General features: G+C 45.9%; 22 protein-coding genes. 3 read left to right on the top strand and 19 right to left on the bottom strand.

Features of this window, described 5'->3' with window-relative positions; genetic code table 11:
• Positions 1–30: 30 nt before the first annotated feature.
• Both LKD41_RS03430 and ispE read right to left on the bottom strand, forming a co-directional pair.
• Positions 31–714 carry a GntR family transcriptional regulator gene (locus tag LKD41_RS03430; protein WP_227700393.1) on the bottom strand — a complete coding sequence of 228 codons (684 nt, stop codon included), beginning with the start codon at positions 712–714 and terminating at the stop codon, positions 31–33.
• Between the two features lie 39 nt (positions 715–753).
• Positions 754–1,623: a 4-(cytidine 5'-diphospho)-2-C-methyl-D-erythritol kinase gene (ispE, locus tag LKD41_RS03435; protein WP_022243715.1), complete on the bottom strand. Its 870-nt coding sequence runs from the start codon at positions 1,621–1,623 to the stop codon at positions 754–756.
• 166 nt (positions 1,624–1,789) lie between these two features.
• Between ispE and LKD41_RS03440 the strand changes: the two genes are divergently transcribed.
• On the top strand, positions 1,790–2,374 hold the full coding sequence (locus LKD41_RS03440; RefSeq protein WP_022243716.1) for a hypothetical protein: 585 nt from the start codon (positions 1,790–1,792) through the stop codon (positions 2,372–2,374).
• A 143-nt stretch (positions 2,375–2,517) separates the two neighbouring features.
• On the opposite strand, the gene LKD41_RS03445 is transcribed toward LKD41_RS03440, so the two are convergent.
• The 7 genes from LKD41_RS03445 to LKD41_RS03475 form a co-directional block, all read right to left on the bottom strand.
• Positions 2,518–3,204 (bottom strand): GTP pyrophosphokinase, encoded by a 687-nt coding sequence (locus LKD41_RS03445; protein ID WP_227700394.1) that lies wholly within the window; start codon positions 3,202–3,204, stop codon positions 2,518–2,520.
• A gap of 228 nt (positions 3,205–3,432) precedes the next feature.
• Positions 3,433–4,494, bottom strand: a complete 1,062-nt coding sequence (locus tag LKD41_RS03450) for a PTS transporter subunit IIC (RefSeq protein ID WP_117697982.1) — start codon at positions 4,492–4,494, stop codon at positions 3,433–3,435.
• 86 nt (positions 4,495–4,580) lie between these two features.
• Entirely contained in the window at positions 4,581–5,096 is a 516-nt protein-coding gene (locus LKD41_RS03455; protein ID WP_227700395.1) for a transcription repressor NadR, read from the bottom strand.
• 24 nt (positions 5,097–5,120) lie between these two features.
• A complete protein-coding gene (locus LKD41_RS03460) occupies positions 5,121–5,387 on the bottom strand; it encodes a hypothetical protein (protein WP_022242313.1) in 267 nt (88 codons plus the stop codon).
• 3 nt (positions 5,388–5,390) lie between these two features.
• The gene (locus LKD41_RS03465; RefSeq protein WP_117841733.1) at positions 5,391–6,164 is read right to left on the bottom strand and encodes a TrmH family RNA methyltransferase; all 774 of its coding nucleotides are present in this window, start codon (positions 6,162–6,164) and stop codon (positions 5,391–5,393) included.
• A gap of 9 nt (positions 6,165–6,173) precedes the next feature.
• The gene (pfkA, locus tag LKD41_RS03470; protein ID WP_117841732.1) at positions 6,174–7,148 is read right to left on the bottom strand and encodes a 6-phosphofructokinase; all 975 of its coding nucleotides are present in this window, start codon (positions 7,146–7,148) and stop codon (positions 6,174–6,176) included.
• Between the two features lie 88 nt (positions 7,149–7,236).
• A complete protein-coding gene (locus tag LKD41_RS03475; RefSeq protein WP_227700396.1) occupies positions 7,237–10,698 on the bottom strand; it encodes a DNA polymerase III subunit alpha in 3,462 nt (1,153 codons plus the stop codon).
• A gap of 469 nt (positions 10,699–11,167) precedes the next feature.
• Here LKD41_RS03475 and LKD41_RS03480 point away from each other — a divergent pair, with 469 nt between their 5' ends.
• Together LKD41_RS03480 and LKD41_RS03485 are read left to right on the top strand one after the other, a co-directional pair.
• Positions 11,168–12,025: a patatin-like phospholipase family protein gene (locus tag LKD41_RS03480; protein ID WP_227700397.1), complete on the top strand. Its 858-nt coding sequence runs from the start codon at positions 11,168–11,170 to the stop codon at positions 12,023–12,025.
• Between the two features lie 226 nt (positions 12,026–12,251).
• The gene (locus LKD41_RS03485) at positions 12,252–12,497 is read left to right on the top strand and encodes a GHKL domain-containing protein (RefSeq protein ID WP_227700398.1); all 246 of its coding nucleotides are present in this window, start codon (positions 12,252–12,254) and stop codon (positions 12,495–12,497) included.
• Here LKD41_RS03485 and LKD41_RS03490 read toward each other — a convergent pair.
• The 10 genes from LKD41_RS03490 to LKD41_RS03535 form a co-directional block, all read right to left on the bottom strand.
• Positions 12,494–12,631: a hypothetical protein gene (locus LKD41_RS03490; protein WP_227700399.1), complete on the bottom strand. Its 138-nt coding sequence runs from the start codon at positions 12,629–12,631 to the stop codon at positions 12,494–12,496. The genes LKD41_RS03485 and LKD41_RS03490 overlap by 4 nt on opposite strands.
• 15 nt (positions 12,632–12,646) lie before the next feature.
• Positions 12,647–13,585, bottom strand: a complete 939-nt coding sequence (locus tag LKD41_RS03495; RefSeq protein ID WP_227700400.1) for a hypothetical protein — start codon at positions 13,583–13,585, stop codon at positions 12,647–12,649.
• Positions 13,586–13,688: 103 nt separating this feature from the next.
• Positions 13,689–14,591 carry an AAA family ATPase gene (locus LKD41_RS03500; protein WP_227700401.1) on the bottom strand — a complete coding sequence of 301 codons (903 nt, stop codon included), beginning with the start codon at positions 14,589–14,591 and terminating at the stop codon, positions 13,689–13,691.
• Between the two features lie 428 nt (positions 14,592–15,019).
• Positions 15,020–18,625, bottom strand: a complete 3,606-nt coding sequence (locus LKD41_RS03505; protein ID WP_227700402.1) for a pectate lyase-like adhesive domain-containing protein — start codon at positions 18,623–18,625, stop codon at positions 15,020–15,022.
• A complete protein-coding gene (locus tag LKD41_RS03510) occupies positions 18,622–19,335 on the bottom strand; it encodes a TetR/AcrR family transcriptional regulator (RefSeq protein WP_227700403.1) in 714 nt (237 codons plus the stop codon). Before LKD41_RS03510 ends, LKD41_RS03505 begins: the two co-directional genes overlap by 4 nt.
• 198 nt (positions 19,336–19,533) lie before the next feature.
• On the bottom strand, positions 19,534–19,824 hold the full coding sequence (locus tag LKD41_RS03515; RefSeq protein ID WP_227700404.1) for a hypothetical protein: 291 nt from the start codon (positions 19,822–19,824) through the stop codon (positions 19,534–19,536).
• Between the two features lie 10 nt (positions 19,825–19,834).
• Positions 19,835–20,209 (bottom strand): TnpV protein, encoded by a 375-nt coding sequence (locus LKD41_RS03520; RefSeq protein WP_227700405.1) that lies wholly within the window; start codon positions 20,207–20,209, stop codon positions 19,835–19,837.
• 18 nt (positions 20,210–20,227) lie between these two features.
• Complete coding sequence (locus tag LKD41_RS03525; RefSeq protein ID WP_227700406.1) at positions 20,228–24,619, bottom strand: DUF4368 domain-containing protein; 4,392 nt, start codon at positions 24,617–24,619, stop codon at positions 20,228–20,230.
• Positions 24,579–24,758, bottom strand: a complete 180-nt coding sequence (locus LKD41_RS03530; RefSeq protein WP_227700407.1) for a hypothetical protein — start codon at positions 24,756–24,758, stop codon at positions 24,579–24,581. Before LKD41_RS03530 ends, LKD41_RS03525 begins: the two co-directional genes overlap by 41 nt.
• Positions 24,759–25,087: 329 nt before the next feature.
• A complete protein-coding gene (locus LKD41_RS03535; protein ID WP_227700408.1) occupies positions 25,088–25,873 on the bottom strand; it encodes a LytTR family transcriptional regulator in 786 nt (261 codons plus the stop codon).
• Positions 25,874–26,017: the final 144 nt, after the last annotated feature.

Consider the following 26,017-nt stretch of genomic DNA (forward strand, 5'->3'; position numbering starts at 1 on the left):
ATTTTGCTTTTTTATTCCTGTTTCTTTATGCTATTGGTCTTGTTCCTGCTGACGGATCATATCTTTGACTGCTTCTGCCTGATTCTTCACATGCTCCCGCATGGTTTCTGAAGCACGAGACTTGTCCTTTCTGCGAAGACTCTCTGCAATATCCTTATGTTCCTTTAATAATCTCGGATAAATCGTCTCGTCCTTTAAATATTCTACACGGTAACGATACATCTGCTCCCGCAGATTGTTCAGCATGGATACCAGTTTTGCATTTCCGGTAGCATCATAAATTGCATCATGAAATGCTACATCTGCCTGTGCAATTTCTTTTACATCATCACTTTTTAAAGAATTTTCAAAGTTCTGTCTTGCCTGTTCTAATGCATCAAACTGTTCATCTGTAATCTGTTCTGTTGCAAGCTGCACTGCCAGTTCATCTAAAGCTGCCCGGATTTGTAACACATCTTCCATGTCCTTTTCTGTCATGCGGGCAACCTCGGCTCCTCTTCTCGGTACGGTTACAGCAAGCCCCTCCTGCTCTAACATCCGGATGGCCTCACGAATCGGAGTCCGGCTGACTCCAAGCTTAGATGCCAGCTGCAGCTCCATCAGTCTTTCACCCGGTTTTAATTCTCCTTTTAATATTGCCTCACGAAGTGTATTAAATACAACATCTCGCAAAGGAAGATATGCATTCATATTTAATTCCAGATTATCTGTCATATATTAACCCTCCAACCCTTTTTTATAAAGAGCATGTTCTTATCTTCTATTATTATAAATATCTGTTACAAAGACCTGCCTTGCGAGCCCGCTCTGACGTACAATCGCTGCTGCCATTTTTGCTGTTTCCAGTTCATCAAAAAGTCCAAATACTGTCGGGCCACTTCCACTCATCATGGCATTCAATGCACCATTTTCCCGCATCAGTTCTTTTATCTTCTCTATCTCCGGATACTTTTTTGCAGTAACCGTTTCTAAAAGATTTCCCATACTACCTGCAATTGCCGGCAAATCCTTTGTGCGGATATTCTGTATTAAGGCATCAATGTCAGGATGCTGTGTATGCTCATCCAGCTTCAGATTCTCATAGACATATTTAGTAGATACACTGACCTGCGGTTTGGCAATCACTACCGGACACTTCACCATCGGTGGCAGTGAAGTTAATTTTTCTCCAATGCCTTCTGCCAAGGCTGTACCACGCATGATGCAATACGGTACGTCAGCCCCAATCTGAACGCCCAGCTCCATCAGTTCTTTCCGCTTTATTCCAAGATTGAATAATTCATTGATTCCATAAAGCACACCTGCGGCATCCGTGCTTCCACCTGCCATCCCGGCAGCAACAGGAATCCGCTTATTCAGCCGGATATCAATGCCTTCTTCAATCTGATATTTTTCTTTCATAAGTCTCGCTGCCCGGTAAGCCAGATTACTTTCATCTACCGGAAGAAATCCAAGATTTGTCTCTAAATGTATGCCAGACTCTATTTTCTTAAGATGAAGCTGGTCATATAAATGAATGGTCTGCATAACCATCTTTACTTCATGATACCCATCTTCTCTCCGACGTAATACGTCCAATCCAAGATTTATTTTTGCCAGTGCTTTTACTGCAAGTTCGTCCATTGTTTTTCTCCTGTATTTTGTATACATGATACAAATTTATGTTATCATTTTTTCTAAAAAAGGTCAATTCTTCCTCTTATATTTTGTCCCATTCTTACCGATAAAATATATGAATAAGACTAAGAATGGATACTTAGTAAGCATTTGACCAAGGAGGGTTAAGATTATGGCAATTAATTCTATTAACAATTATGTATCTGCTGCATCCACTGTTGCCACAGATTCCAAAGTTTCTTCTAAGAAGACCGAATCTTCGAAGAATGACACCTCTACCGGTGTTATCTATGAAAAAGGCTCCAGCGACAAGAGCAGTTCTTCCCAAAAGACACAGAACTCTGCTCTCATTGCAAAGATGAAAGCTGATTCTGACAGCCGTATTTCACAGCTTCGCGGAATTGTAGAACAGATGATGAGCAAACAGGGCGCAGCCATTGGCAAAGCCGATGATATGTGGTCTTTCCTTGCAGGTGGTAACTTCACCGTTTCTGCTGATGTAAAGGCTCAGGCACAGGCTGATATTGCAGAAGACGGATACTGGGGTGTAAACCAGACCTCTGACCGTATTTTAGATTTTGCAAAAGCATTATCCGGTAATGATAAGTCCAAAGCCCAGGAATTAGCAGATGCTTTTAAAAAGGGCTTCGATCAGGCTACCAAAGCCTGGGGTGGAAAGCTTCCTGATATTTCCCAGCAGACCTATGATAAAGTATTAGAAAAATTTGATAGCTGGATGAATGGTGAAGACGATTAAATCATTTTTAAGCCACTTGCAACTACGAGAAACACGCTTTGCGAGTTTCTCGAGTTATCGCGGTGCTCGCCAAATCTGCACGCAAGCATGCGATTTTTCTCGCTACTCGCGTAAAAAAGAAGCTGCCAAACCGGCAGCTTCTTTTATTTTTCTTTATCCGCTCTATCTTTTTCTTCCCGCAAAAGCTCCGCTTCCTGTGCTGCCTTTGCCTCTAGAATTGCTTCGTTCAAGGATAACATCTTTGCATCCAGCATAGAAACAATTTCTGCACACTCCCGTAAATCTTTACTGATATATTCCGGTGCATTTCCTTCGAATTTGTAATATATCTTATGTTCAAGACTCGCCCAGAAGTCCATGGCAATGGTCCGTATCTGAATCTCAACCTTTGTATCCACTACACGGTCTGATAAGAAAATCGGCACCGTAACCAACATATGATAACTCTTATAGCCGCTTTCCTTCGGATGCTTGATATAATCCTTTACCGATACCACGGTAAGGTCATTCTGCTTTCCAATCATCTCTGCCATACGATAAATATCAGAAGTAAAGGAACATACAATACGGATTCCTGCAATGTCATTTACATAATTGACCATATTATCAATGGTACTCTCGTAACCATATCGTTTCAGCTTCTTTACGATACTCTCCGGCGTCTTAATCCGCCGCTTTATATATTCTATCGGATTGTACTGATGTACATGCTGAAATTCATCATTTAATATTTCAAGCTTGGTTCCAACTTCTTTTAATGCAGAATTATAAAGAAAGATTATGGTATTCCAACCATCTACACCTTCTGTCACTTCAATTGGTGATTCCATTTTCTACTCCTCCATGCATCTACTGCGGAAAATAACCTTTTTATATTTTCGAAATTTTCCTCGTAAGTTATAATATATGCAAGAACAATCTAACTTTAGTATAGCACATCTTTGTATAATATGCTTGTTATTAGTTAAATTTTTATCAATTTTTAATAATTATGCACAAGAGGTATTGCTTTTGTTTTCTTATGGTATAACTTTTATCTATATTTTCTTAAATCTTTCTTATAAATCAAGCTTCAAATCATTTTCTTTGATCCAGCCAATCTTACGGAAGAACAGACCGAATGCCCAGGTTAAAACACCCGGTAAAATGAAGCATACTAACAGCATTCCAATCCAGTCCATTGGTGTAATGGCTGCCTTGGTGCCGGATGCAATATCATTAATCCAGCCAGTATAAATACCAATCTGACCAACCAGTCCACAGGTTCCCATTCCGGATGCTACGGCTGCACCGTTCATCTGAAGATGGAAGACGCAGGTTGCTATTGGACCTGTTATGGCGGAGCTTAAAATTGCCGGAAGCCAGATTCTTGGATTCCGCACGATATTTCCCATCTGTAACATGGAAGTTCCGATTCCCTGTGCGAAAAGTCCGCCCCATTTATTTTCCCGGAAGCTTAGTACTGCAAAACCTACCATGTTAGCACAGCATCCTGCTACTGCAGCTCCTCCTGCCAGTCCGGTCAGTCCCAAAGCTGCACAGATTGCAGCACTGCTGATTGGCAGCGTCAGTGCGATACCTACAATTACAGAGACTAAAATTCCCATAAAGAACGGCTGCAATTCGGTTGCCCACATAATGGCATTTCCTACTGCACTGGCTGCGGCTCCGATTGCCGGTGCCCACCAGATGGATAAGCCTGCTCCGATGAAAATGGTTACAAACGGAGTAACGATAATATCAATTTTGGTTTCTTTGGATACTGCTTTACCGAATTCGGCTGCAAAGATGGTGACAATCAATACTGCCAGCGGTCCGCCTGCTCCACCCAGGGTATTTGCGGCCACACCGACGGCTGCCAGTGAAAAAAGCACCAGTGGCGGACACTGCAAAGCAAAACCAATGGAGATTGCCATTGCCGGACCGGTTGCTGCTTTGGCATATCCACCGATGTCCACCAGAAGCTGGATGCCAGCCTGCTCACCAATTGTACTGATAATTGTTCCAATTAAAAGAGAAGCAAAAAGACCTTGTGCCATTGCACCTAATGCATCAATGCCATATCTTTTTGCTGAGATAATAATATTTTTGCGTTTTAAGAACGCTTTTATCTTTTCCATTTTCTTCCTCCTTGACTTTAGCTGTCTTGTCAGTTGTCTTGTCAGTCAAGGAGTAGTTTACCATATCGAGAAAAAAAGTCAAGCTGTTATCTTGCGTAGCCTTTTTCCCGTAATTTTTCTTCTATGATGTCAAGTAATTGTTCTGAATCTGCTTCTACGGTATGAAAGTGTTTATTTCCGGTCAGTGTCTTAAGCGGCTTTGCCTTGCTCTTTGCAACCTTTGCAATAAATTCGTCCACATCCTGACGGCTCTTTAAAATCAGATCCACCGTTATCTGTCCGTAAATATCATGCTCGATTACGACGTCTAAGACTTTTCCACCGAAATCCACGATGGTATAAAGCTCATCCTGTGTCTGTTCATCACTGTGGCTTACTGCAATGGTTCTTCTTGCTTTCTGTATCTCTTCCGAAGGGTCATAGAGCACATAGCCTTTGTTGGTGCTTAAAATATTCTTATTTACTGCACGAAGCAATGCAATATCCTGTACAATCACCTGACGGCTGACTCCTAATTCTTTTGCCAATTCTGTTCCGGACAAAGGTTTTCCCTTCTCCCCCAGCATCTTAATGATGGTATCCCGGCGCATCTGCCCTTCCATTTTCTTTCCTCCTGACACAGTTACTTAATCCTCTTCAATCACATGAATTTCCAAAAAATCAAATTCAATTTCTTCCACAAAATTATCCTGATAAAACCTGGTCTTTGCATGCCGCTTAAATTCATCCACATTGCGGTCTAACCAGATTGGTTTTCCCAAATCAAAGGTATAGCACACCTCATCTAATGCCCGGAACACCTTATGGGTTCTGGTATCCCCGGAGTCATCACAGATGGTGGTATCCTTTAACATATGATTGTCTTTAAATTCTTTTGCCCATAACCGGAACATCCCTTACCTCCTCTGACGTGCTGCCTCATACATCAGCAGTGTTGCCGCAATTGCTGCATTCAGTGATTCTACTTTTCCTGCCATTGGAATGTGGATATAGGTATCTGCCATTCTGGCAATCTCATCCGATAATCCATTTCCTTCATTTCCAATTAAAAAGCCTGTGGGTTCTTTATAATCCGGCTCCTCATAAGAAACACTGCCCTGCAGATGGGCACTGTAAAGCTTTATTTTCCGGGACTTTAACTGCATCAATATATCCTGCAGGTTTTCCGTCACGAAAAATGGTACGCGAAAGATACTGCCCATAGTGGAGCGGATGGTCTTTGGATTAAAAACATCTACAGTGGTGCGGTTCATGATAATTCCGCTGATTCCCGCTCCCTCTCCGGTCCGGAACATCGTGCCTAAATTACCCGGATCCTGAATACTTTCAAGAATCAGAAGATGGGCATTTTCCTTTGGTATTACTTCTTCTAGGGTATAATCCGGCATTTTCACAAGACAAAGGATTCCCTGCGGTGTCTTGGTATCGGACACACTTTCAAACACATGATTGGCAAGTACTTCATAATTTTTCCCCTGCAGAACTTTTACATGGGATTCCTCTTCCATGAAATGCTCGGAAACATAAATTCTATCAAGCCAGCCTTCCGGGATTTCCCGGAACATACGGATTCCTTCCACAACAAAAAGCCTCTGTTCATTACGAACTTTGGCTTTTTTTACTAACTGAATTAAATTTTTTACCTGCGGATTTGCTGTACTGGTAATCATAATAACATCCTATCTGGAAAGATTTCTACAGATTTCATACTGATATTCCGGAATGGATTTGGTCATTGCCAGTGCCTCGTCAATATCATAATCTACGAATTCACCATTTTTATATGCTACAAGACGGTTGGATTTGCCTTCGCACAGCAAATCTACGGCAATGCATCCCATGGTAGATGCATAAACACGGTCTTTACAGGTCGGGCTTCCACCACGCTGCATGTGTCCTAAGATGGTTGCTCTGGTTTCAACTCCGGTTGCTGCTTCAATTCTCTTTGCCATGCTTGCGGAATGACCGATACCTTCTGCATTTACAATAATATGATGCTGCTTTCCACGTTTTCTGTTCTCTATAATATTATTTACAAGCTTCTGCTCGTCATAATCATATTTCTCTGGAAGCAGGATATCCTCTGCTCCATTGGCAATACCACACCACAGTGCAATGTAGCCTGCACCTCTGCCCATTACTTCAATGATGGAGCAGCGCTCATGGGAGGTTGAGGTATCACGTACCTTATCAATGGCTTCCATGGCAGTATTTACTGCGGTATCAAAACCGATGGTATAATCGGTACAGGAAATATCAAGGTCAATGGTTCCCGGTAATCCGATGGTGTTGATTCCAAGTGCTGCCAGCTTCTGTGCGCCCTTAAAGGAACCGTCTCCACCGATTACAATAATTCCATCAATGCCATGTTTTCTGCAGATTTCAGCACCCTTCTGCTGTCCTTCCGGTGTTACGAATTCCTGACAACGTGCAGTCTGTAAAATTGTTCCACCTCTCTGGATAATGTCTGCTACATCTTTTGCTTCCATATCAATAATCTCTTCCTGCAAAAGACCTGCATAACCTCTCTTAATTCCTTTTACTTTCTTTCCCTTTGCAATAGCTTCCCTTACTACCGCACGGATAGCAGCGTTCATGCCCGGAGCATCCCCGCCACTGGTTAAAACACCAATTGTCTGAATTTCTTTTGACATTCCCTGTTACCTCCTATATGTAAACACTTCTCTTTGTTCTTTATCCAATCATTTTTATTCTAATCCTTAAACTGTGGTTTTGCAATGGCTACAACGACTTTTCTACAACTTTTACATTGTCTTTACCTAAGAAATTCCCAAGTTCTTCTAAAAGCTCTTTTGTAATTGCAACATTTCTGTTTTCCGGCAGACGCTTCATCTGTTTTTCTGCTGCAAGATAAATAACGACATGCTCTGAGCCATCGGCATCCATCATTTTTCCATAAAGAGCACCTTCTTTTTCTTCGAAATCGCTCTTACTTGGAAACTGCAGCCACAGCTCCCGTTTCACTTCATCAAAGGAAATGATTTTCTCACAAATAAGCTTGCCGTTACGGTCTTCTTCTGCAGTTACACGGCCTTCCACAAATACTTTGGCATCATTTTCAAGATATTTTGCATAACGCTCATAATCCTTCGGGAAAATGATGATTTCCACTGTTCCCACCAGATCTTCTAACGTAATAAATGCCATTGCCTTATTACTCTTGGTATACTTGATGACTTTATCGGTAATCATTCCACCGATACGCACCTTTACGCCATCCGATACCTTAAGGGTTCCGGTCTCTTCATCCAGTACAAAGTCTGTGGTAACGGCATTGGTATTCTTCTTTAAACGCTCCATATATTCTTCCAGCGGATGTCCGCTGATATATATGCCCAGAACTTCCTTTTCAAAGCCAAGAAGCACTTCTTTGTCATACTCTTCTACATTCGGAAGCTTGATTTCATACTCTGCCTTGTCCTCTTCCGGTGCAATATCAAAAAGTGTCATCTGACCAGCCATTGTGGTCTTCTTTTCCTGATTCAGTGCATCCAAAAGAGAACCGTATATCATCATCTTCTGACGGCGGTTTCCTTCCAGTCCGTCTAAGGCTCCCGCTTTGATAAAGTTTTCTATGGTCCGTTTATTCACTTCTCTTCCGGAAAGTCTTGTAATAAAATCCTTTAACGTGGTAAACGGTCCACGGATTTTACGCTCCTCCACAATGGCATCAATCACCGGTCTTCCGATACTCTTAATGGCAGAAAGTCCATAGCGGATTGCCTGTCCGGATACGGAGAAACCACCCTCGCCTTCATTGATATCCGGCGGCAGAATTGCGATTCCCATCTGGCGGCAGGTGTAGATATATTCTGAGACTTTGGAAGTATTGTCTAAGACTGATGTCATTAATGCTGCCATAAACTCTACCGGATAATAGTATTTCAAATATGCGGTCTGATATGCAACCACTGCATAAGCTGCCGCATGGGATTTATTAAATGCGTATTTGGCAAAGTCAATCATGTTATCATAAATCTTGTTTGCCACTTTCTCATCGATTCCTCTTGCAATACAGCCCGGAACATTTTCCTCCGGATTACCATAGACAAAGTTCTTCCGCTCCTGCTCCATTACCTTGCCCTTTTTCTTAGACATGGCACGGCGCACCAGGTCAGATCTGCCCCATGTATAACCGGCGAGGTCACGTACAATCTGCATAACCTGTTCCTGATATACGATACAGCCATAGGTCGGCGCCAGAATCGGTTCCAATTCCGGGCAGTCATAGGTAATGCTTTCCGGGTGGTCTTTTCCCTTGATATAAGCCGGAATAAAGTCCATTGGACCCGGACGGTAAAGAGAAATGCCTGCGATAACATCCTCTAAGCTCTGTGGCTTTAACTCCTTCATGAAGTTCTTCATTCCGGCACTTTCTAACTGGAATACACCATCGGTTTTACCGGTTCCAAGAGAGTCTAACACTTTCTTATCGTTATAGTCGATGGCATTCATATCGATTTTCTTACCGCTGCTCTTTTCTGCAAGACGGACTGCATTCTGGATTACAGTCAGTGTCCGGAGTCCTAAGAAATCCATTTTCAGAAGTCCTAATTCTTCAATGGTAGTCATGGTAAACTGTGTGGTTATGGTGCCATCGGATGCTCTTGACAACGGAACATATTCATCCATTGGTTTCTGGCTGATTACTACGCCTGCCGCATGCATGGACGTATGCCTCGGCAGACCTTCTAATCTTCTTGACATATCGATAAGTTTCTTTACCGACTCGTCAGATTCATACATGCCCCGGAGCTCCGGGTTCATCATCAGTGCCTTATCAATGGTAATTCCCAGTTCATTTGGAATTGCCTTGGCAATCGTATCCACAAAATTATAAGGCAAATCCATGACACGCCCCACATCACGGATTACTCCACGGGCTGCCAGCGTACCAAAGGTTACAATCTGTGTCACACAGTCCTTGCCATATTTTTCTACCACATAATCAATAACTTCCTGTCTTCGTTCAAAGCAGAAGTCCACATCAATATCGGGCATAGATACACGTTCCGGATTTAAGAAACGCTCAAAAATCAGATTGTAACGAACCGGGTCAATATCTGTAATTCCGGTGGTGTAAGAAACAAGGCTTCCTGCGGCACTGCCTCGTCCCGGTCCCACCATAATATCATGCTCTCTCGCATAATGAATAAAGTCCCACACAATCAGGAAATAGTCCACATATCCCATATTTTTAATAACGGCAAGCTCGTCATCTAATTTCTGTAAATATTTTGGTGCATCGGCTCCATACCGCTTATCCAGTCCTTCATGACACAATTTATTTAAATAAGTCCAGGAATCATAGCCTTCCGGCACCTCAAAATGCGGCACCTTGGTATGTCCGAATTCAATTTCCACATGACAGCGGTCTGCAATCTTCTGGGTATTTTCCAGTGCCTGCAGTGCATATGGAAAAAGTGATTTCATTTCCTCTTCGGATTTGACATAATACTGTCCGCCTTCATAACGCATTCTGTCTTCGTCCGCTAATTTTTTTCCGGTCTGAAGGCAGAGCAGGATGTCATGAGGCTCTGCATCCTCTGCATTGGTGTAATGCACGTCATTGGTTGCTACCAGCTCAATTCCGGTCTCCTGACTCATGCGAAGAAGCTGCTGGTTTACCAGCTTCTGCTCCGGAATTCCATGATCCTGCAGCTCTAAAAAGAAATTGCCTTTTCCAAAACAGCGTTCATAGCGGTAAGCTACTTCTTTTGCTTCTTCATACATTCCACGTACCAGATTACGCTGTACTTCACCTGCCAGACAGGCACTTAGGGCAATGATTCCCTCATGGTATTTTTCTAACACTTCCATGTCCACACGCGGCTTATAATAGTATCCCTCCACAAAGCCTTTGGATACAATTTTCATCAGATTGCTATAGCCTGTGTTATTCTCTGCCAGAAGCACAAGATGATAGTATCTGTCCTCTCCATGTACCATCTCACGGTCTAATCTGGAGCCGGGAGCCACATAGACTTCACAGCCAAGAACCGGGTTAATTCCCGCCTCCCTGGCTGCCTTATAGAAATCAATGACACCATACATAACACCATGGTCGGTAATCGCCCCTGCTGTCATGCCAAGTGCCTTGATTTTCTCCACATATTCTTTTATTTTATTTGAACCGTCTAACAGACTGTATTCTGTATGTACATGTAAATGGGCAAATGCCATTCCCGCTTCCTCTCTTCCACTGTTTCTATTCTTCGCCTTTTATCACTGTCTCATATTATAGCGTTTTTTGCGGAAGGTTTCAACGACCGGAAGGAGATTCTGTGTGGATTATTCCGGGGAAATTATATCAATTTGTGGCATTCGTGCTGCTCCCCATATATTAACGAAATTGTTTAGAGACTCTTAGAATTTCTCACCAAAACTGGCAATGCTGGCACATGGACGTGCCAGCAAGGCACAGATGAACATGGATGTGAATTTGTGCCGGTTGCCGGAACTTTTTTTATATTTCATGAAATTCTTAGAGACTCTTAACAATGCAGTGACATATGGGTAGCAGCCCGAATGCCGCAAACTCTTATATTTTCCTGGAATATACATACAATAAAAAATGTATTTTGACTTTCTTCTTCAATGTGCTAAACTATATGTGAAAAAATTAACGAAGTATATCTCAAGAGGTGATATCATGGAAAAGTCTGGATTGATTGTAGAAGGCGGCGGTATGAAATGCGCTTACAGTGCCGGAATTCTGGATGCCTTCTTAGACGACAATGTTACATTTGATTATTGTATGGGGGTATCTGCCGGTGCGGCAAATACTGCTTCTTACCTTGCCGGGCAGCATGGCCGTAATCTGCGTTTCTATATAGAGCATGTAAAGGACCCCCGCTACATCAGTATCAAAAATCTGATTAAAACCGGTTCTCTCTTCGGACTTCAATATATTTACGGAACCTTAACCAATTCCACAGGAAACGACCCGCTGGATTATGATGCCTTAGCAGCAAATCCAAGTGAATTTCATTTTCCGGCAACCAATGCTGCCACCGGAAAGGCAGAATATTTTTCCAAAGAAGATTTAGGCCGTGATGATTACCGCGGCATTATGGCAACCTGTGCCCTTCCGGGCTTCTGCAAACCGATTTCTTTTCACGGCAATTATTACTATGATGGCGGTGTTGCAGATTCCATTCCGGTTGAACGTGCCATTGCAGATGGCTGCGACAAGGTAGTAATTATCTACTGCCGTCCACTTGGCTATGTCAAGCAGCCGGAGAGTTACCGTTTTCTTTACAAAAAGATGTTACGGAAATTTCCAAATACGATTACTGCAATTGATAACAGACACTTAAATTACCGGCACTCGGTAGAAGTTGCTGCAAAATTACAAAAAGAAGGACGGGCATTTCTCTTTGCACCGTCCCATCAGGTTAAGATTGGCACTTTTACCACTGACCCGAAAATCATGCAGGAGCTTTATGATTTAGGAATCAGTGATTATAAAGCACAAAAGGATGCGCTGCGTGCCTTCTTAAACAATTAACAATATTTCTTTCTGCCTGCAGCTGCCACAACCAGTAATCCGGCTGCGGAAAACATAAGAAGCAGTATTCTTCCAACCGGTGTTTCATCACCAGTTTTTATGGTTGCCGTCTTCTGTGTTGTTCCCGTCAGGGCTGCCGTATTGGAACCGGCTGCATCAGAGCTGCTTCCATTTGAAGTTCCCGCTACTGTGCCGGAACCGTTCGTTCCAGTGCTGTCAGGTTCCTGTGGAAAATAGATATATTCACCTCAGTTCTGACCTTAACAGTCCGGGCACCATATATATCACAATGGTAAACAGCTTCAATGGAATTGTAAAAAAGATGAACAGGCAGTTTCTGTCTACAACAGAAAGCGGCAGCGGTATTGGACTTCTTTCTATCCAAACCACTGCCGAACGTTATCACGGTTCTACCCGGTTTTATAATGAGGAAACGGAGTTTATTTCAAATATTATGCTACGGTTATCTTAAGAGAAAGCTATTTCATCCAATGATACTGTCTCATACTTTTCAGGCGTTTTCTCTTTATCCTCTTGTGGCATATCATATTCTGTTGCCTGTTCGCCATCCCGCAGCACTGCCTTTGTAACTATCTGTTGTTTCATCGTAAAATTTGATACTTATTCTTCCTCCGGACCACTCTTTTTTCTGGCGAAAATTACTACACCAGACACAATCAATAGAATACAGATTCCGATGATGATTATGATAGCCGGATTCCATGCGTCACTCTTAGCATGATCTGCATTCGGCGCAGGAATCGTTGAATTATCTTCGGCGTTTCCATTGTCTTTTGTAGTATTTATGCTATCCTTATTTCCTCCATCCATCACAGCCACATCAACAACGATCGTGTAATCAGATGCGTGGGTAAATTCAAGTTCCACATTTCCATCCGCATCAATCTGTCCGGCACTGACAAATTCCAGTTCACCGGTCTGTTCCTTGTAGTAGAACAGGTTCGCATACAGTCCTGCATTCTTTGATTCCATGTTGATAGCCAGTGTGGCTGTAAATCCAAACTCTCCGTCATAAGCAAGTGACAGGTTCATGGAAGAACGTTCTCCGGTCACGTTGTTGATGACATCTACTGGAATGGATTTTCCGGCATCTGCCCCGACGGTCACGCCGAAATCAATGTCTCCGGATGGTTCTGTGATGTCCTGTCCGTTAATCTTCCAAGAAAGACCATTTCCCATGTCAAGCACCAGTGTGACATCCTCACCCTTAATACTGTCAAAAATATCCTTTGGTACTACCGTTGTTCCATTCATGGCAACGGTCACTGTCTCACCGGATTTGGCTTCGTCAAGCTGTGAGCTGATCACATCCCAGCCTTCCTTACCGCTGTCGTCCTTGATGTATGGCTTATTTTCGGTGTCAGAATTATTCTGTCCAGTACTGCTGCTGTTCTCTGTTCCTGCGGCACTTCCTCCAGTTGTGCCTGTATTGTTATTATTGCCGGAAGCATTGGATAGTTCCGGTGCTTTTTCTTTTACGGTCAGAGTACCTTTCACAAAAGTGATCGTGTAATTTTTTGCAGTCAATCCCTCGGACAACGCTCCAGTTTCCTTCCGCCATTCTCATCACCTCCAGTCAGCGGAAAGGGCGGGGGTGCGGGTTACGCAACTTTTTCAAAGTGCGTAACCCACTATGACACTTTCAGCTTCGCTGCAAAGATGTCGTGGGCAAGGGCTTTCCTCCCTTGACCTCCCTCAAAACCTCAATCAAATAGGCAGGTCGTCCCGTCCGTGACTTCCTGCCCATTCTCGGAGCAGAAGCAGAGAAAGCATCCTCTGCACTCAGCTCCAGCTCATCAAGAAAGTTCACGCCCTTGTCGGCCACCTCAAAGAGAATAGCCGAGCCCATCGGTGCAAGATTGCTCTTGACCTGCACCAGATAACGCTCGGCGGGGTTCTGTTTGTTTGCCGTGCGTGTGACGGCAAGAATGCTTCTTGCAGCACCGGCAATGTCGATAGAGCCATTGGTGCGGTAGAGGGGACTTGTGTCCTTTGCCTTGTTCATATGGGCAATGATAACGATGGCGCAGCCGGTTTCCTTGGCAACGGCAATCAGGTGGTTGAACTCAGCTCTTGTTTCGTTGGCGTTGTTCATCGAGCAGGTGTCACCGATATACGAACTCATCGGGTCGAGGATCAGCAGCTTGGCGTGGTACTTCTCCACGGCTTCACGGATACGGTCATCTCCAAAGGTCAGGCTCTTTTCGTCCTCCTTGATGAAGATAAGCCGGTCGCCGTCACCGCCCGCCGCATTAAATCTCGGCACAACAGTATCGTCTGCATCGTCCTCGGTGGTCTGATAGATAACGGTCATCGGCTCGCCGCTCTCGTCCTCATCGGCAAAGGGAAGCGGCGCTCCCTTGGAAAGCAAAGCGGCAAGAGAAAGCATCAGCTTACTCTTGCCGTCTCCGGGGTCGCCTTGCAGCAGTGTGACCTTGCCGAAGGGGATATAGGGATACCACAGCCAGCGCACCTCTTTCGGGGTAATCTCGCTTGCCTTGATGATTTCCAGCTTTGCGGGAATGTTGTTCGGATAGTCTGTCATTGTCTTGTTCTCCTTTTTGATAGATAGTGTGGGCAGTAGATAACGGTGGCACGGAAGCTCTGCTTGCAGCTCCTTTCGCATTTCCTGCAAAGCTCGTTGTATTTCTTCCTGCCACGCTCATCAAGAAAGAACGCCCATTCTCTCTTGAGGTATTTCGGCATACGGGGCATAGCGGGCACCTCCTTTTCGCTGCCTAATTGCCGATTTGCTCCCGAAACGCAGAAACGCCCAAAACCTGACCCCGCTGTATGGTTTCGGGGTGATTTTGGGCGTTTTCTTTCGATATGAGCGGCTTTGTTTTGGCGGCGGTATCCTTACCGTCCGTCATTCACATGTCGCTGTTTGTCGCTTCCGGGTAACAAAAAAGCGCCGTATTACTACGACGCTTTTGTCTTGCTCGGAAGATGGAGCAAGGGAACGCTATTCAATTATCTGTTGTACTTTTTCTTTCTGCTTACAACCGTTGTACCAATGGCTGCACCGCCGCTGATGAACAACAGGGCAATCCACAACAAAAGATTGGAGTTATCTCCCGTCTGCGGAGACTTGTCGGCGCTGGGTTTGACGGTGCCGCCGGGCAGCTTTGCCGTCACGGTGGCAGCCTTGGTGATTTCCTTTATTGCCGCAGCATCGGAGAAATACTTCTTGCAGCCGTCGCAGTACCAATACGCAATGTTGCCTTCTTCGGCAACGGTGGCGGCCTTTGCGTCAATGTGTTTCAGGTCGGTGTGGTTGTTCGGGTCAGGGCTGCCGTAGCTTGCCTTGCAAATCTCACAGACGGCTTTTGCGGTGCAGGTCGCCGTGCCGCCGTGGCAATTCTCGGTTTCCGTATGGCTGGTGTCACGTTTACAGATTCTGGTGTGGGTCTTTTCATCGCTGTTCTGCGTCCAAGCGCCCCAGTCGTGGTCCAGCGCATTGCCGGAGAAGAAGGTCGCCTCATCCGCCGTGCCCTCGGAGCTCAGACCGCAGACTGCGCAGGACTTGTAGTAGACCGCCTTTTCCGTGCAGGTGGCGGCGGATTTCAGGTACTTTGCATCCACGGTCTCCGCCGTGAAGCCGTGGGGCAGCTTTTCGCCATACTCAGCCTTGCAAAACTCACAGACGGCCTTAGCTATGCAGGTTGCCATACCACCGGAGCAGTTTTCTGTTTCCACGGCGTTGCAGGTGCAGCGGCGGCTGTGGGTGCCGTCGTCATTCGATGTCCACACACTCCAATTGTGGGTATGTTTGTCACCGGTCTGGGTCTTGAACACCGGCAGGGTCTTACCCGCTGCGGCCATATACTGGCACTGGCTGTTCCATGGGTGTTCGCTATCAGCGCGGCTATTGATGAGCAGCGCCAGCACCGTGCCGTTGCCAAGCTGCGCGGCAGTCTTGGGGCCGGTGGCTTCATCCACTGTGCCGCCATCGTTCCAGACGGCCTTTGTGGCTGTGGAATCCAGATAATAGCAGTTTCCTACGGTGCCTTTGGTTATGCCGACAACACCGCCGATATAGCTTGTTCCTGTCCCTGTCGTCGACGTCAGCGTCCCTACGCTGTAGCAGTTGGATACGGTGGTGTCGGAATAGAAGATGTAGCCCATGATACCGCCTGCCTTAGCAATATATTTAACATCGTTGCCCGTATAACTGACCGTTACTGCACCCAGATTGTAGCAGTCGGATACGGTATTGCGCGCAGAGAGGTCGTTGCCCGCGATACCACCGGCGGTGCCCTCTTTCATTTTGTCGCTGGTGACATTGATATCGCCGGTGTTGTAACAGTTTTTGACGATCACATTTCCGCACAGGGTGCATACAATACCGGCAGCCTTGCTTGCGCGACTATTTTTGTAGCTGCCTCTCGCCTCGACAACTCCGGTATTGACGCAGCCCACAATGGTGGTGTCTTCGGCAAACCCTACGATACCACCAACGTACAGGTAGCTGCTGCTTCTACCGGTGACGAATTCACTTACAACACGGCAGTTATTGCGGCAATTCTCAATGGTTGAGTTTGCGCTGGCATCGCCCGCGATACCGCTGACAGCGTGGCAGCCCTGTACATAGCCATCTACCGTCAGGTTTCGGACGGCAGCACCCTCCAGACCGCCAAACAGGCCGACGACGAGGTCGGGCAAATTGACGACATACAGACCCTTAATGGCATAATGCTTTCCGTCAAAGGTGCCGGTATAGGGGGTCTTATTGCCGTCGTCCGTATACCTGCCGATGGGCGTCCATTCCTCAGCGGTCTTGCCGCTGGGGCCGGGGGTGTAGCTGCCGTCCTCGGCAAAGGTGCCGTCGTTGAGGACGATGTCGTTTGTCAGCACAGCGCACGCGCCACGGTCCTGCTTCTGGCCGTTGCTGCCGTTGACAATATCCCGGAACAGCTTCAACTGTTCGGCGGTGCCAATCTGATAGGGGTCGTTCTCCGTGCCGCTGCCGGTCATCGGGGTGTTAAATGTGCCGCCGGTGATGGTACCGCTGCCGGAGACTGTGTTGTTAAAGACGCCGCCGGTGATGGTACCGTTGTTGATGACCTCGCCGTTGAATGTGCCGCTTTCGATGGTGCTGCCGGGGGTAACGGTCACTTTGCCATTGAACACAGTCCCGCCGGAGCCTGTAATGGTACAGGGACCGTCTTCTGTATCTCCCAGCACGACGTCGCCGTCAACCGAGCCGCCGTTGGCGTGAAGGATCCCATAGCCAGGTACCTGAGAGCCGGTGATGTATAGTCCGCTTCCGTTTGCCGCAGTACAGCCAACGATGCGCGCACTGTCCGCCAAGGTGATCTCCTTCACACAATCGGTGCTTACGCCGCCGCCATAGGCTTCGCCGTGGTTGGCGGAATTTGTTGCCGTGCAATTTTGAATCACGGCGCTGCCCGACAGGGTAAACTTCGTATTGTTTGCGAGATAGACGCCCCCGCCCTCGCCCCTGCCCCTGGAAGAATTGGAGATTGCCTGACAGTTTTCGATTTTTGCCTCATTAGACATCACAAAGCTACGGCTGCTGTTGACAAATACGCCTCCGCCGTTGGCAAAATCGGAGATTGCATGACAGCCTTTGATTGTTGCCTCACCAGACATTTCAAAGCTACCGTCGACAAATACGCCTCCGCCGAGAACAAAATTGTCCGCGCTTTCGACGGCGCAGCTGCGAATGACCGCCGGACCTGACATTTTGAACGTGCCGTAAGCACCAACACCGCCGCCGATGTCGGAGGCGACGCAGCCGATGATGCTGCCGCCGGACATAGAGAACTGAATCTGTTCGCCGTTTTGCCTCGGATAAATACATACACCGCCGCCGAACTCTGCGGAGCAGCCGATAATATTGCCGCCGGTCATGGTCAACTGCCCGCCGGGTGCGATATACACACCGCCGCCACAATTTACTGTGCCGCTGCTGAGCGTAAACGGATAGCCCGTACCGCCGGTGATGACGCCGCCGGTGACGGTCTCTGTGCCGCTTGCCTCGTCCAGCACCCACAGTTTGCCATTCGGCATGAATTTGTGCGAGAGATTACTCGTATTGCTGTCCTCGATAGTCAGCTGCCCGCCGTTCTCGACCACAATCACGCTGCCCTTGTTTGCGCTCTCGTATTTGAGCACATGACCGTTCAAGTCCAGCGTCACGGTGCGGTTGACGGTCAGGGAACTGCTGATGCTAATGTCCCCTGCCAGCTTGACGGTGCCGACAGTAGAATCGGCAATCGCCGCAGTCAGCTCAGACTCGTTGCTGACCTCTTTTGCCGTCTCGTTCCCTCCAATCAACGCCGTCAAGGCTGTCTCCGGCTGGGGGTCGGACACTTCCCCCTCCGGCTGCACTGCCGCATCGTCTGCGGGCTGGGCGCACTTTACACAGTTCTCCGGCAAAGCGCCCTCTACGCCGCAGATGGGACAATCTGCGTTCATTGCTTCTGCCGTGCAGGCTGTTTCACAGGTGCATACAGGCGGTTCTTCCGTCTCGCTCTCGGCAAATGCCGTGGTCGGCACAAGGCAGAGCACCATGCACAGAGCAAGCAGGATACTGAATAATCGTTTCTTCATCTTGTTTCCTCCATTTCGTTGTTCTTTGACAGCTTAAAATCGTATTTCATTTCAAGCATTGTAAACAGCTTATACATAACATCTGTGGCAATTGCTTTAATATCCAGTGATTGAATAAAGGCAAGCACCTTTGCCTGCTCTTCCTCCGATACACGATACACCCGCATTGCCGCCGTCAAAAAGCGGCTGAGCTTGCGTTCCAACGGAAAATGAATATCACATTTTCTCGCCATATAGCTGCGCATCAGTCCCGCCGTGCCGATTTCCATCTCGTAAAAGTCGCTCTCGGTATCATGGGGGAAATTTTCACCAAAAATCTGCTTCAGCTCTGCTGTGGTATGCAGGTAAATATATTCCGACGTGTCAGGCAGGGAATAGGCTTCAATATAGATTTCTCGCAGGTTCTCATTCAGTTCAGTCAGTGTCAGTTGAATCGCCGTTTCCACAGCATAGGCATAAACCGGCGGCAGCTTGCTGCCTGCAATGCTTCTTGCCACGTCGAACTGTCCGCCGAACATTGTTTCGGTTAATTCCAGCAAAACTCTGTCCTTGGTAGGAAACAGATTCAAATAGCTTCCCCTTGCAACACCTGCTTCATCCACGATCTGACTGACAGAGGTGTTTTTATACCCCTGTTCCAGAAAGAGACGGACGCACACGGTCAGTATTTTCCTCTTTGTTTCACTGCTGTCTCTCCGCAAATATATCACCTCTCTTTAAATATTCTAGTATATATACCAATAATATCATTTCAAGAACAAAAAGGCAAGTGGAATTTGAAACTTTACCTCCGTAAATTGTGATATTTTCACAAGTGCTGGCTTCTTCCATTACTCACAGATCTTTATGACTTCTTGAATACTACCCGCAAAGGAAAAGCCGCCGTCCGATGACAGCGACTTTTCTCTTTATCGGGTAAACCGTATCAGCAGTTCATTTATAGCATCCACTGCGCCGTGTCTTTTCGCCTGTATCTCTCGATTTCGCCACTCCATAAGGCACTGACAAATTACTCTGATTTCTACCGGCTCAAAGGAGATTTTCTTCTTTCGCCCCGGCTTCATTGCTTCAGCAATGTCACACAGGCGAAGGGCGAGTGAGTCAATCTGACCGTTGGTTTCTGCGTCATAGCTCCTGTGCTGCTGTATTAAGCCGTTTATCAGCACTCGCACCTCATAATCGTCCAGCTTGACCTTCATAGCCGTCCTCCTAACAGTAAATCAAATCGTTTGCAACGATTTCCATAGCAGCACTGCGGATGTTGTTCATCCTCTGTACCCACAGCATTTGATTTTCCGCTTTGAGGGCTTCCGTAACGCCCTCCTTTTCGGAAAGCTGCTTTACCAGCCGAGAAAACAATGCTTCCGCCTGCTCGTTGAGGTCTGCAAGGTAATCGTTCAGCTTGCCGGTAGTCAGCAGCTCGGCATACAAGCTGACCTTGTGCTTTCGGATATATCGCAGGTGTCGCTGTCCCCAAATGCCGATGGGTCTGCCCTCCGGCTCGTCCTCTCCGGCGATCAGATAGTAGTCCCCGACAAGCTCATAACGCAAGCCTGTCCGTTCGTCCGTGATGAATTCTTCCATTGTGTCGTCCTCCTTGAATTATATTGCTTCTCCGGCTTTCTGCCCGGATTGCTTACGGCGATAATAGGCAAGCTGTCTTTGGTTGCGATTGATGGTTTTGCATTCCTCGGAGCACAGCACCTCCTGACCGTTGGACGGCCAGAAGGGCTTGCCGCAAATCTTGCAGACCTTTTGACGGAAGGTGTGCTCTCCCTTTTCGGCAAAGCGTTTCTTCTCTTTTTCTGCCTGCTGATGGGCTTTTGTGCAGTCGGTGTTACAAAACCTCTGTCTTGTGCTGCTTGGATAAAACTCTTTGCCGCATTGTTCGCACACACGCTTCGGGTACTTATGCCCGTCATTCGCCGCCCAGCGTTCCGCCTTTGCTTTGGCTTGATGTGCAACATTGCTCTCACGCTGCCGGTTCTTCTTGCGCCTGGCTTTTTCCGCCGCTTCTTGCTCGGCTTTTCGTCTTGCTTCGGCAATTTCCTTTTCGGAAAGCGGGAGGTCAAACTGCCCGATGAAGTTATAGTAGATGTCCACCTGCTGCTGTCGGTTGGGCTTCTTGCCCACGGCTTCGTGAACAACGATTTTATCAATCAGTTCACACGCCATCTCTTTCGTCAGCTCTGTGGGCTGCTTATACTTCTTGATGAGCCTGATAAACCGTCCGATATGAGCAGAGGACGCTTTGGTTTGCTCCAGCTTCTCCTGAATTTCCGATACTTGGCTCTCAAGGCTGTCCTGTTCAGTCGAGTATTTCTTCATCAGGGACTTGTACTGCTTTTCAGGCAGCAGACCTGAAATGAAATTCTCATAAAGACTTCCAATCAGGCGGTCAAGCTCGTTCAGTCTGCGATTGATTATCTGAAGTTCATCCTTTTGCTTTTGCAGTTTGCCATTCGCCTGTGCTTCCCATTTGCTTTTCAGTTCTTCGGCAAAGCCACGCTCATCTGCGATAATGTGGCTTGAAAGGCGTTGGATAGAGCGCAGTACCAGCTGATAGAGGACTTTGTCGCTGATATGATGGATGGTGCAGTTCACGGTTCTGTTTCCGTAGCTGCTGCATCGGAACGAATGATAGGGTTCTCCGCTTTTGTAGTAATTCGTCTGATAGGACATCTTACTGCCGCAATCGGCGCAATACACAAGACCGGGCAGTAAGCATTCCTCTTGGTGCGTCCCTTCCTTTATACGGCGTGTAGCGTGTTTCAATCTTCTGTGCGCCTGCTCCCAAAGCTCGCTGTCAACAATTGGCTCGTGGGTGTCCTCAAACACAAGGCGTTCCTCATCGGTGGCAAAGCGGCGTTCATCGGTCTTAAAGTTCGTTCCAATGGTCTTTCTCAGCACAGTATGACCGAGATATTCCTGTCGGCTTAAAATCTCTCTTACCGTGTTTGCGTTCCAGCTTGTGCAGCCGTACTCTGCTTTTCGGTTGCATTGTTCGGGGTGATATTGGAGGGTGTACGCCGATGGGATAAGCACCTTTTCCTCCGTTAGCTGTCTTGCGATTGCCGGAGGTGTCAAGCTCTCTGCCGCAAGCTCAAAGATGTGTTTTACCACCTGAGAAGCAACAGGATCGACCACTAAGGTCTGTTTATCTTCGGGCAGTCGATTGTAGCCGTAGGGAATGCTGCCGGAGCAGCGTTTGCCATCATTCATACGGGACAGAAAGATGGACTTTATCTTGTTGCTGGTGTCCTTGGCATACCACTCGTTCATTATGTTGAGGAACGGGGTAAAGTCGTTATCCTGTGGTTTGTCGCTGTCCACGCTGTTATTGATTGCGATAAAGCGTATCTGCTTCTTGGGGAACAGAATCTCGGTATAAAAGCCAACTTCAAGATAGTTTCTGCCGAAACGGCTCATATCCTTGACGATAATCGTGCCGATTTTTCCGGCTTCGGCTTCTGCAAGCATTGCCTGAAATCCGGGACGGTTGAAGTTACGCCCTGTGTAACCGTCATCGGTAAAATGCTTGATGTTCGTCATACCGCTTTTGCGGGCAAAATCTTCGAGAAATCTCTTTTGATTCAGTATCGAGTTCGATTCGCCCTCCGTACCCGATGCTGCCGCTACCTTCTCCATCGTAATATAATAGCCGGAGGTGGTTTGCGCTCCGTCACCGCTAATATAGCCACTTATAGTACTCTTTTCTTGTTCCCCATATAAATTTATATTCTTTTTTGCTTTGTTAATAACCCCATAACAATTACTTATTATGGATGCACTTTGACATACACCTGTTATTACACCAACACATGGTGCATCCTTACTACTTCCCCACTGCATATCCGCAATAATAATATAACAGTTTTTTATTGTCGCATTATCAGTTATTATACCACAAATGCCGCCTATTCTATGAACACTGTTTCCCATTAAACTATATTCTGCTTTTATGAAACTTAAGTTTGCATAACTGTTTTCTATTGTTGCACTATATGCCAATTTTCCAACCAATGCACCAAGCGCATGTGCTTCCTTGTCTATGCAAATAGAGCCCTCAAATGAACATCCCTCAACTCTGGAGCCTCCTCCGCTTAACATTCCACACAATACACCGTAGTAGCTTTCCTTGGATTGTCTGTAAATTTCTATATCTCCCTTTATATGGAGATTTTCAAAAATACAATTATTCAAATTAGTTTTAGAGGTATCCTTTTGATCAATATTGGTATGAAACAATGGTCTTGTCATTCCGCTGATGGTATGCCCATTTCCTTTAAAGGTAAGATTACTTATCTTTTTTCCCGTATGATCGATACCTTTAAATCCATTTTCCCCCGAAGATACTGTTATATCATTTTCCAATATAATGGTCTTATCTGATAAATGCTCCACATTCTTCGCAAGCCGCAGCAGATCCGCTTCATTTTCAATATGTATCTCCGATTCAGATGAAGTATTTATGGACAAATCACATATACTTCCGGACAAATGATTCCATGTGGATGTTCCTGATACTGCTTTAAATGTCCTATAAGCCACTCTGATATTAAAAGAATCCTCTGTGAATCCCACCGGTACAATCGTGTAAGTTCCGGCAGCATCCGTCTGCGTAGTAAACACATTATTTCCCTGCTGTACAGTAACCTCTGCTCCACTCAACGGATTCTGGTTTTGATCTGTTATTGTTCCGGAAACTGCACTTACATTGATATCCTTATTAGACTCCTTTTCTTCCGATAAGGAAAACTTTTCTCCATAGGTAAGCTCTCCGGTGGGGAATTTTAATTTCACCGTATAAGTTCCAGGCGGCAATGCAACATAATACTGTCCATTACTGTCTGTCGTGCACGTTCCTGTGTAAGCCATTCCATCCGTACCTTCTCTTACAAAGATCAGTTCTGCATTGGCAATCCCTTTTCCACTTCCCCTTACCGTGCCCGAGAATCCACCGATGGTATCTTTCTCTGATGCCGCATCGTCAGCCTGTGCCGTATACGTTCCGGCCGCATAGGTACCGCTTTTGTAATGGTAGTATTTTCCATTATATACTACATAATAATCCCTGACGGCAGCACTATCCTGCCATGCATACAATACACTATTGCTCCACGCTTCGAACTCAGTAAAGGTTCCTGTACTTCCGACCTTTATCTTGCCCTTGGCGAACCTTTGTATCGGAATCTCTACACGATACATCGTGCTTCTTCCATCCGGTGTCGTGTACAAATGCTCGGAATTTTCTTTAAAATCATATGTGTTTCTGAAGTTACCTCCCTGGTAGCTAAATAAAACCGTCCCCTTAGGAGTGTGATAATCCATTCCATAGGTATTACCAAAACCATCGATGGACACGCTGCCACCCTTCATTATGACGTATCCTACCCCATAGGTTCCTGGATTTTTATTTATAATTTCAATATTTTGACCAATTTTCCCCTGTATATCCAATGTTCCCGAACCACAGAATTCCACTTTTGCATCCGGTTTCAATAGTATTCCCGGCACACAGCTACCCGCTAAGCCATTATAAGATACCGGATATATGGTGCTGTCTCCTTCTAATTGAAATGCTGCCTTTTTCCCCTGCTCCACCTCGAACACACCATGCGTTCCGCCTCTATAGTGATTCTTGGTTCCATCATCATAGGTGATTCCGGCTTTGAATTCTGTACCTTTTAATATAACGGTACAGTTTGCCGATATCACAAATCTAAGAGTCGTTGAACTACTGGTAGCTCGCTTTCCTGTAATTGTATAGGTGGCTCCATCCTGATTTAATTGATAAACCCGTGGTTTCAATTCTCCCATTGGTACTGTGGTCACATCCAATGTGCTCCCAGGCTTCATGGTATAATACTGCGGAGAGGTATCCATATCTGCTGACATCGTCTCTCCGGCTCCGTCCATCCCCATCAGTGCCATCATCTTTGCAACAGCCGCATCATAGCGTGTCAGATATGGCTTCTGTTCCTGCTTCCCCATTCTCCTGCACTTGCTCTGTGCCCTCTGTCTGAGCAGTATTCCCTGACACCGACTCCTCTGCACTAACCGGAAGCGGCATCATGCCGCCAATCATGCCGACACTTAACAATATTGCAAGTCCTCTCTTAAATCTTTTCATACTTATCTGTCCTTTCTCTTAGCGTGTAATTCCCCTAAAACATAAAAAAGACACCATAGAGAATCGCATACTTTATGCATGCCATTCTCTATGATATCTTCCTGATTTTTCTAGCTAATGTCTGTCGTTATTGTCAGGCTGTACTGACTGCATGGATTCATAGTTGCATCCTCTCTTTCCGTTCTGTAGATATGTACAGGGTTTGTCACATCCACCTATGGAAAATATACCATGCAGGTATTGCAATATCAAACATTATTTTATCAAAAGGCAGATTAATTTCTCAAACTTTCAACAAAACGACATATACTTTTGATGAAACGACATTTTCAGAAATCCCGACTCCTTTGTACTACCGCCGCCATTCCAAACCAATTCTCTTTTTTCATAAACCGTAGCCTGTCCATGTCATGCAGAATACAACCACAATGTCCGGGAAATGTCGGGAAGCACAGTATCCTTAGGTTCGTATCGATCTCCGGGCTGTATTCCTCAATTTCCATGGTTTCTCCATACAAGGCAGCCCGCTCATAGCAGCGCAGCCACTTGGCATCCATATTGTCAAACAGGCTGGAAAATGTGCTGCCGATCATCTCTTTCAAAGGGACACCTTCCAGTTCTGCCAGTGCTTCATTACCGTAGCGGAAGATCCAGTCTACTGCACGGCGTTTTTCATTGAAAACCATCTCAATATCCGTAAATGCAAATGGAAATTTATCACAGATTTCATAATATTTATGGTATTCCTCATCCGTCCTCGGCGGATTCTGTCCATTAATTTCATCTATCATCAGTTTCTGCTTTTCCCGCCACTCCAGCCGGACTGCCTTTCTTCTTCTCACGGTAAAGTCAATCGCTTCGCCATTGCACAGATAGATTTTATCTTTGATATTCGTGATTGCGGATACCGACACAATACACCCCTTCTTTACCTCGATACAGTCATCACCGAGCATTTCCTTTAATTCATAAATAGGCGTTATGGTCTGTAGAATATCCCCGTCTATCAGATGGATCAGGCTGAGGTATTCTGATTTGATGATATATAAAATATCTGCTATCCTTATCTTCTTTTTCATACGCTTTGATATGATCGTAATGGATTCCTGTTTCATTTGAGACCTCCCTGTTGCCGGATGTATCTATTGTACTGTATCAGGTATAAGACTGCAAGATGCTTTACTTATCTCTCGCGGACTTTAAAAAAATAGGACTTAAATCATTCAAACCCTTGTTTTATAAGGTTTCTCTTGATTTAG

This window comes from Roseburia sp. CLA-AA-H209, assembly GCF_020687575.1.
In the GTDB taxonomy this organism is placed as follows: domain Bacteria; phylum Bacillota; class Clostridia; order Lachnospirales; family Lachnospiraceae; genus Roseburia_C; species Roseburia_C amylophila.

Bases quoted from the DNA above. Each gene is read 5' to 3' on its own strand.
- ispE (WP_022243715.1), bottom strand. From the start codon at position 1,623: ATGGACGAACTTGCAGTAAAAGCACTGGCAAAAATAAATCTTGGATTG.
- LKD41_RS03450 (WP_117697982.1), bottom strand. From the start codon at position 4,494: ATGGAAAAGATAAAAGCGTTCTTAAAACGCAAAAATATTATTATCTCA.
- LKD41_RS03535 (WP_227700408.1), bottom strand. From the start codon at position 25,873: ATGAAACAGGAATCCATTACGATCATATCAAAGCGTATGAAAAAGAAG.
- LKD41_RS03480 (WP_227700397.1), top strand. From the start codon at position 11,168: ATGGAAAAGTCTGGATTGATTGTAGAAGGCGGCGGTATGAAATGCGCT.
- LKD41_RS03515 (WP_227700404.1), bottom strand. From the start codon at position 19,824: ATGAAGGTCAAGCTGGACGATTATGAGGTGCGAGTGCTGATAAACGGC.
- LKD41_RS03475 (WP_227700396.1), bottom strand. From the start codon at position 10,698: ATGGCATTTGCCCATTTACATGTACATACAGAATACAGTCTGTTAGAC.
- LKD41_RS03520 (WP_227700405.1), bottom strand. From the start codon at position 20,209: ATGGAAGAATTCATCACGGACGAACGGACAGGCTTGCGTTATGAGCTT.
- LKD41_RS03460 (WP_022242313.1), bottom strand. From the start codon at position 5,387: ATGTTCCGGTTATGGGCAAAAGAATTTAAAGACAATCATATGTTAAAG.
- LKD41_RS03505 (WP_227700402.1), bottom strand. From the start codon at position 18,625: ATGAAGAAACGATTATTCAGTATCCTGCTTGCTCTGTGCATGGTGCTC.
- LKD41_RS03525 (WP_227700406.1), bottom strand. From the start codon at position 24,619: ATGGGGAAGCAGGAACAGAAGCCATATCTGACACGCTATGATGCGGCT.
- LKD41_RS03455 (WP_227700395.1), bottom strand. From the start codon at position 5,096: ATGGAAGGGCAGATGCGCCGGGATACCATCATTAAGATGCTGGGGGAG.
- pfkA (WP_117841732.1), bottom strand. From the start codon at position 7,148: ATGTCAAAAGAAATTCAGACAATTGGTGTTTTAACCAGTGGCGGGGAT.
- LKD41_RS03530 (WP_227700407.1), bottom strand. From the start codon at position 24,758: ATGAAAAGATTTAAGAGAGGACTTGCAATATTGTTAAGTGTCGGCATG.
- LKD41_RS03500 (WP_227700401.1), bottom strand. From the start codon at position 14,591: ATGACAGACTATCCGAACAACATTCCCGCAAAGCTGGAAATCATCAAG.
- LKD41_RS03445 (WP_227700394.1), bottom strand. From the start codon at position 3,204: ATGGAATCACCAATTGAAGTGACAGAAGGTGTAGATGGTTGGAATACC.
- LKD41_RS03440 (WP_022243716.1), top strand. From the start codon at position 1,790: ATGGCAATTAATTCTATTAACAATTATGTATCTGCTGCATCCACTGTT.
- LKD41_RS03430 (WP_227700393.1), bottom strand. From the start codon at position 714: ATGACAGATAATCTGGAATTAAATATGAATGCATATCTTCCTTTGCGA.
- LKD41_RS03490 (WP_227700399.1), bottom strand. From the start codon at position 12,631: ATGAAACAACAGATAGTTACAAAGGCAGTGCTGCGGGATGGCGAACAG.
- LKD41_RS03465 (WP_117841733.1), bottom strand. From the start codon at position 6,164: ATGATTACCAGTACAGCAAATCCGCAGGTAAAAAATTTAATTCAGTTA.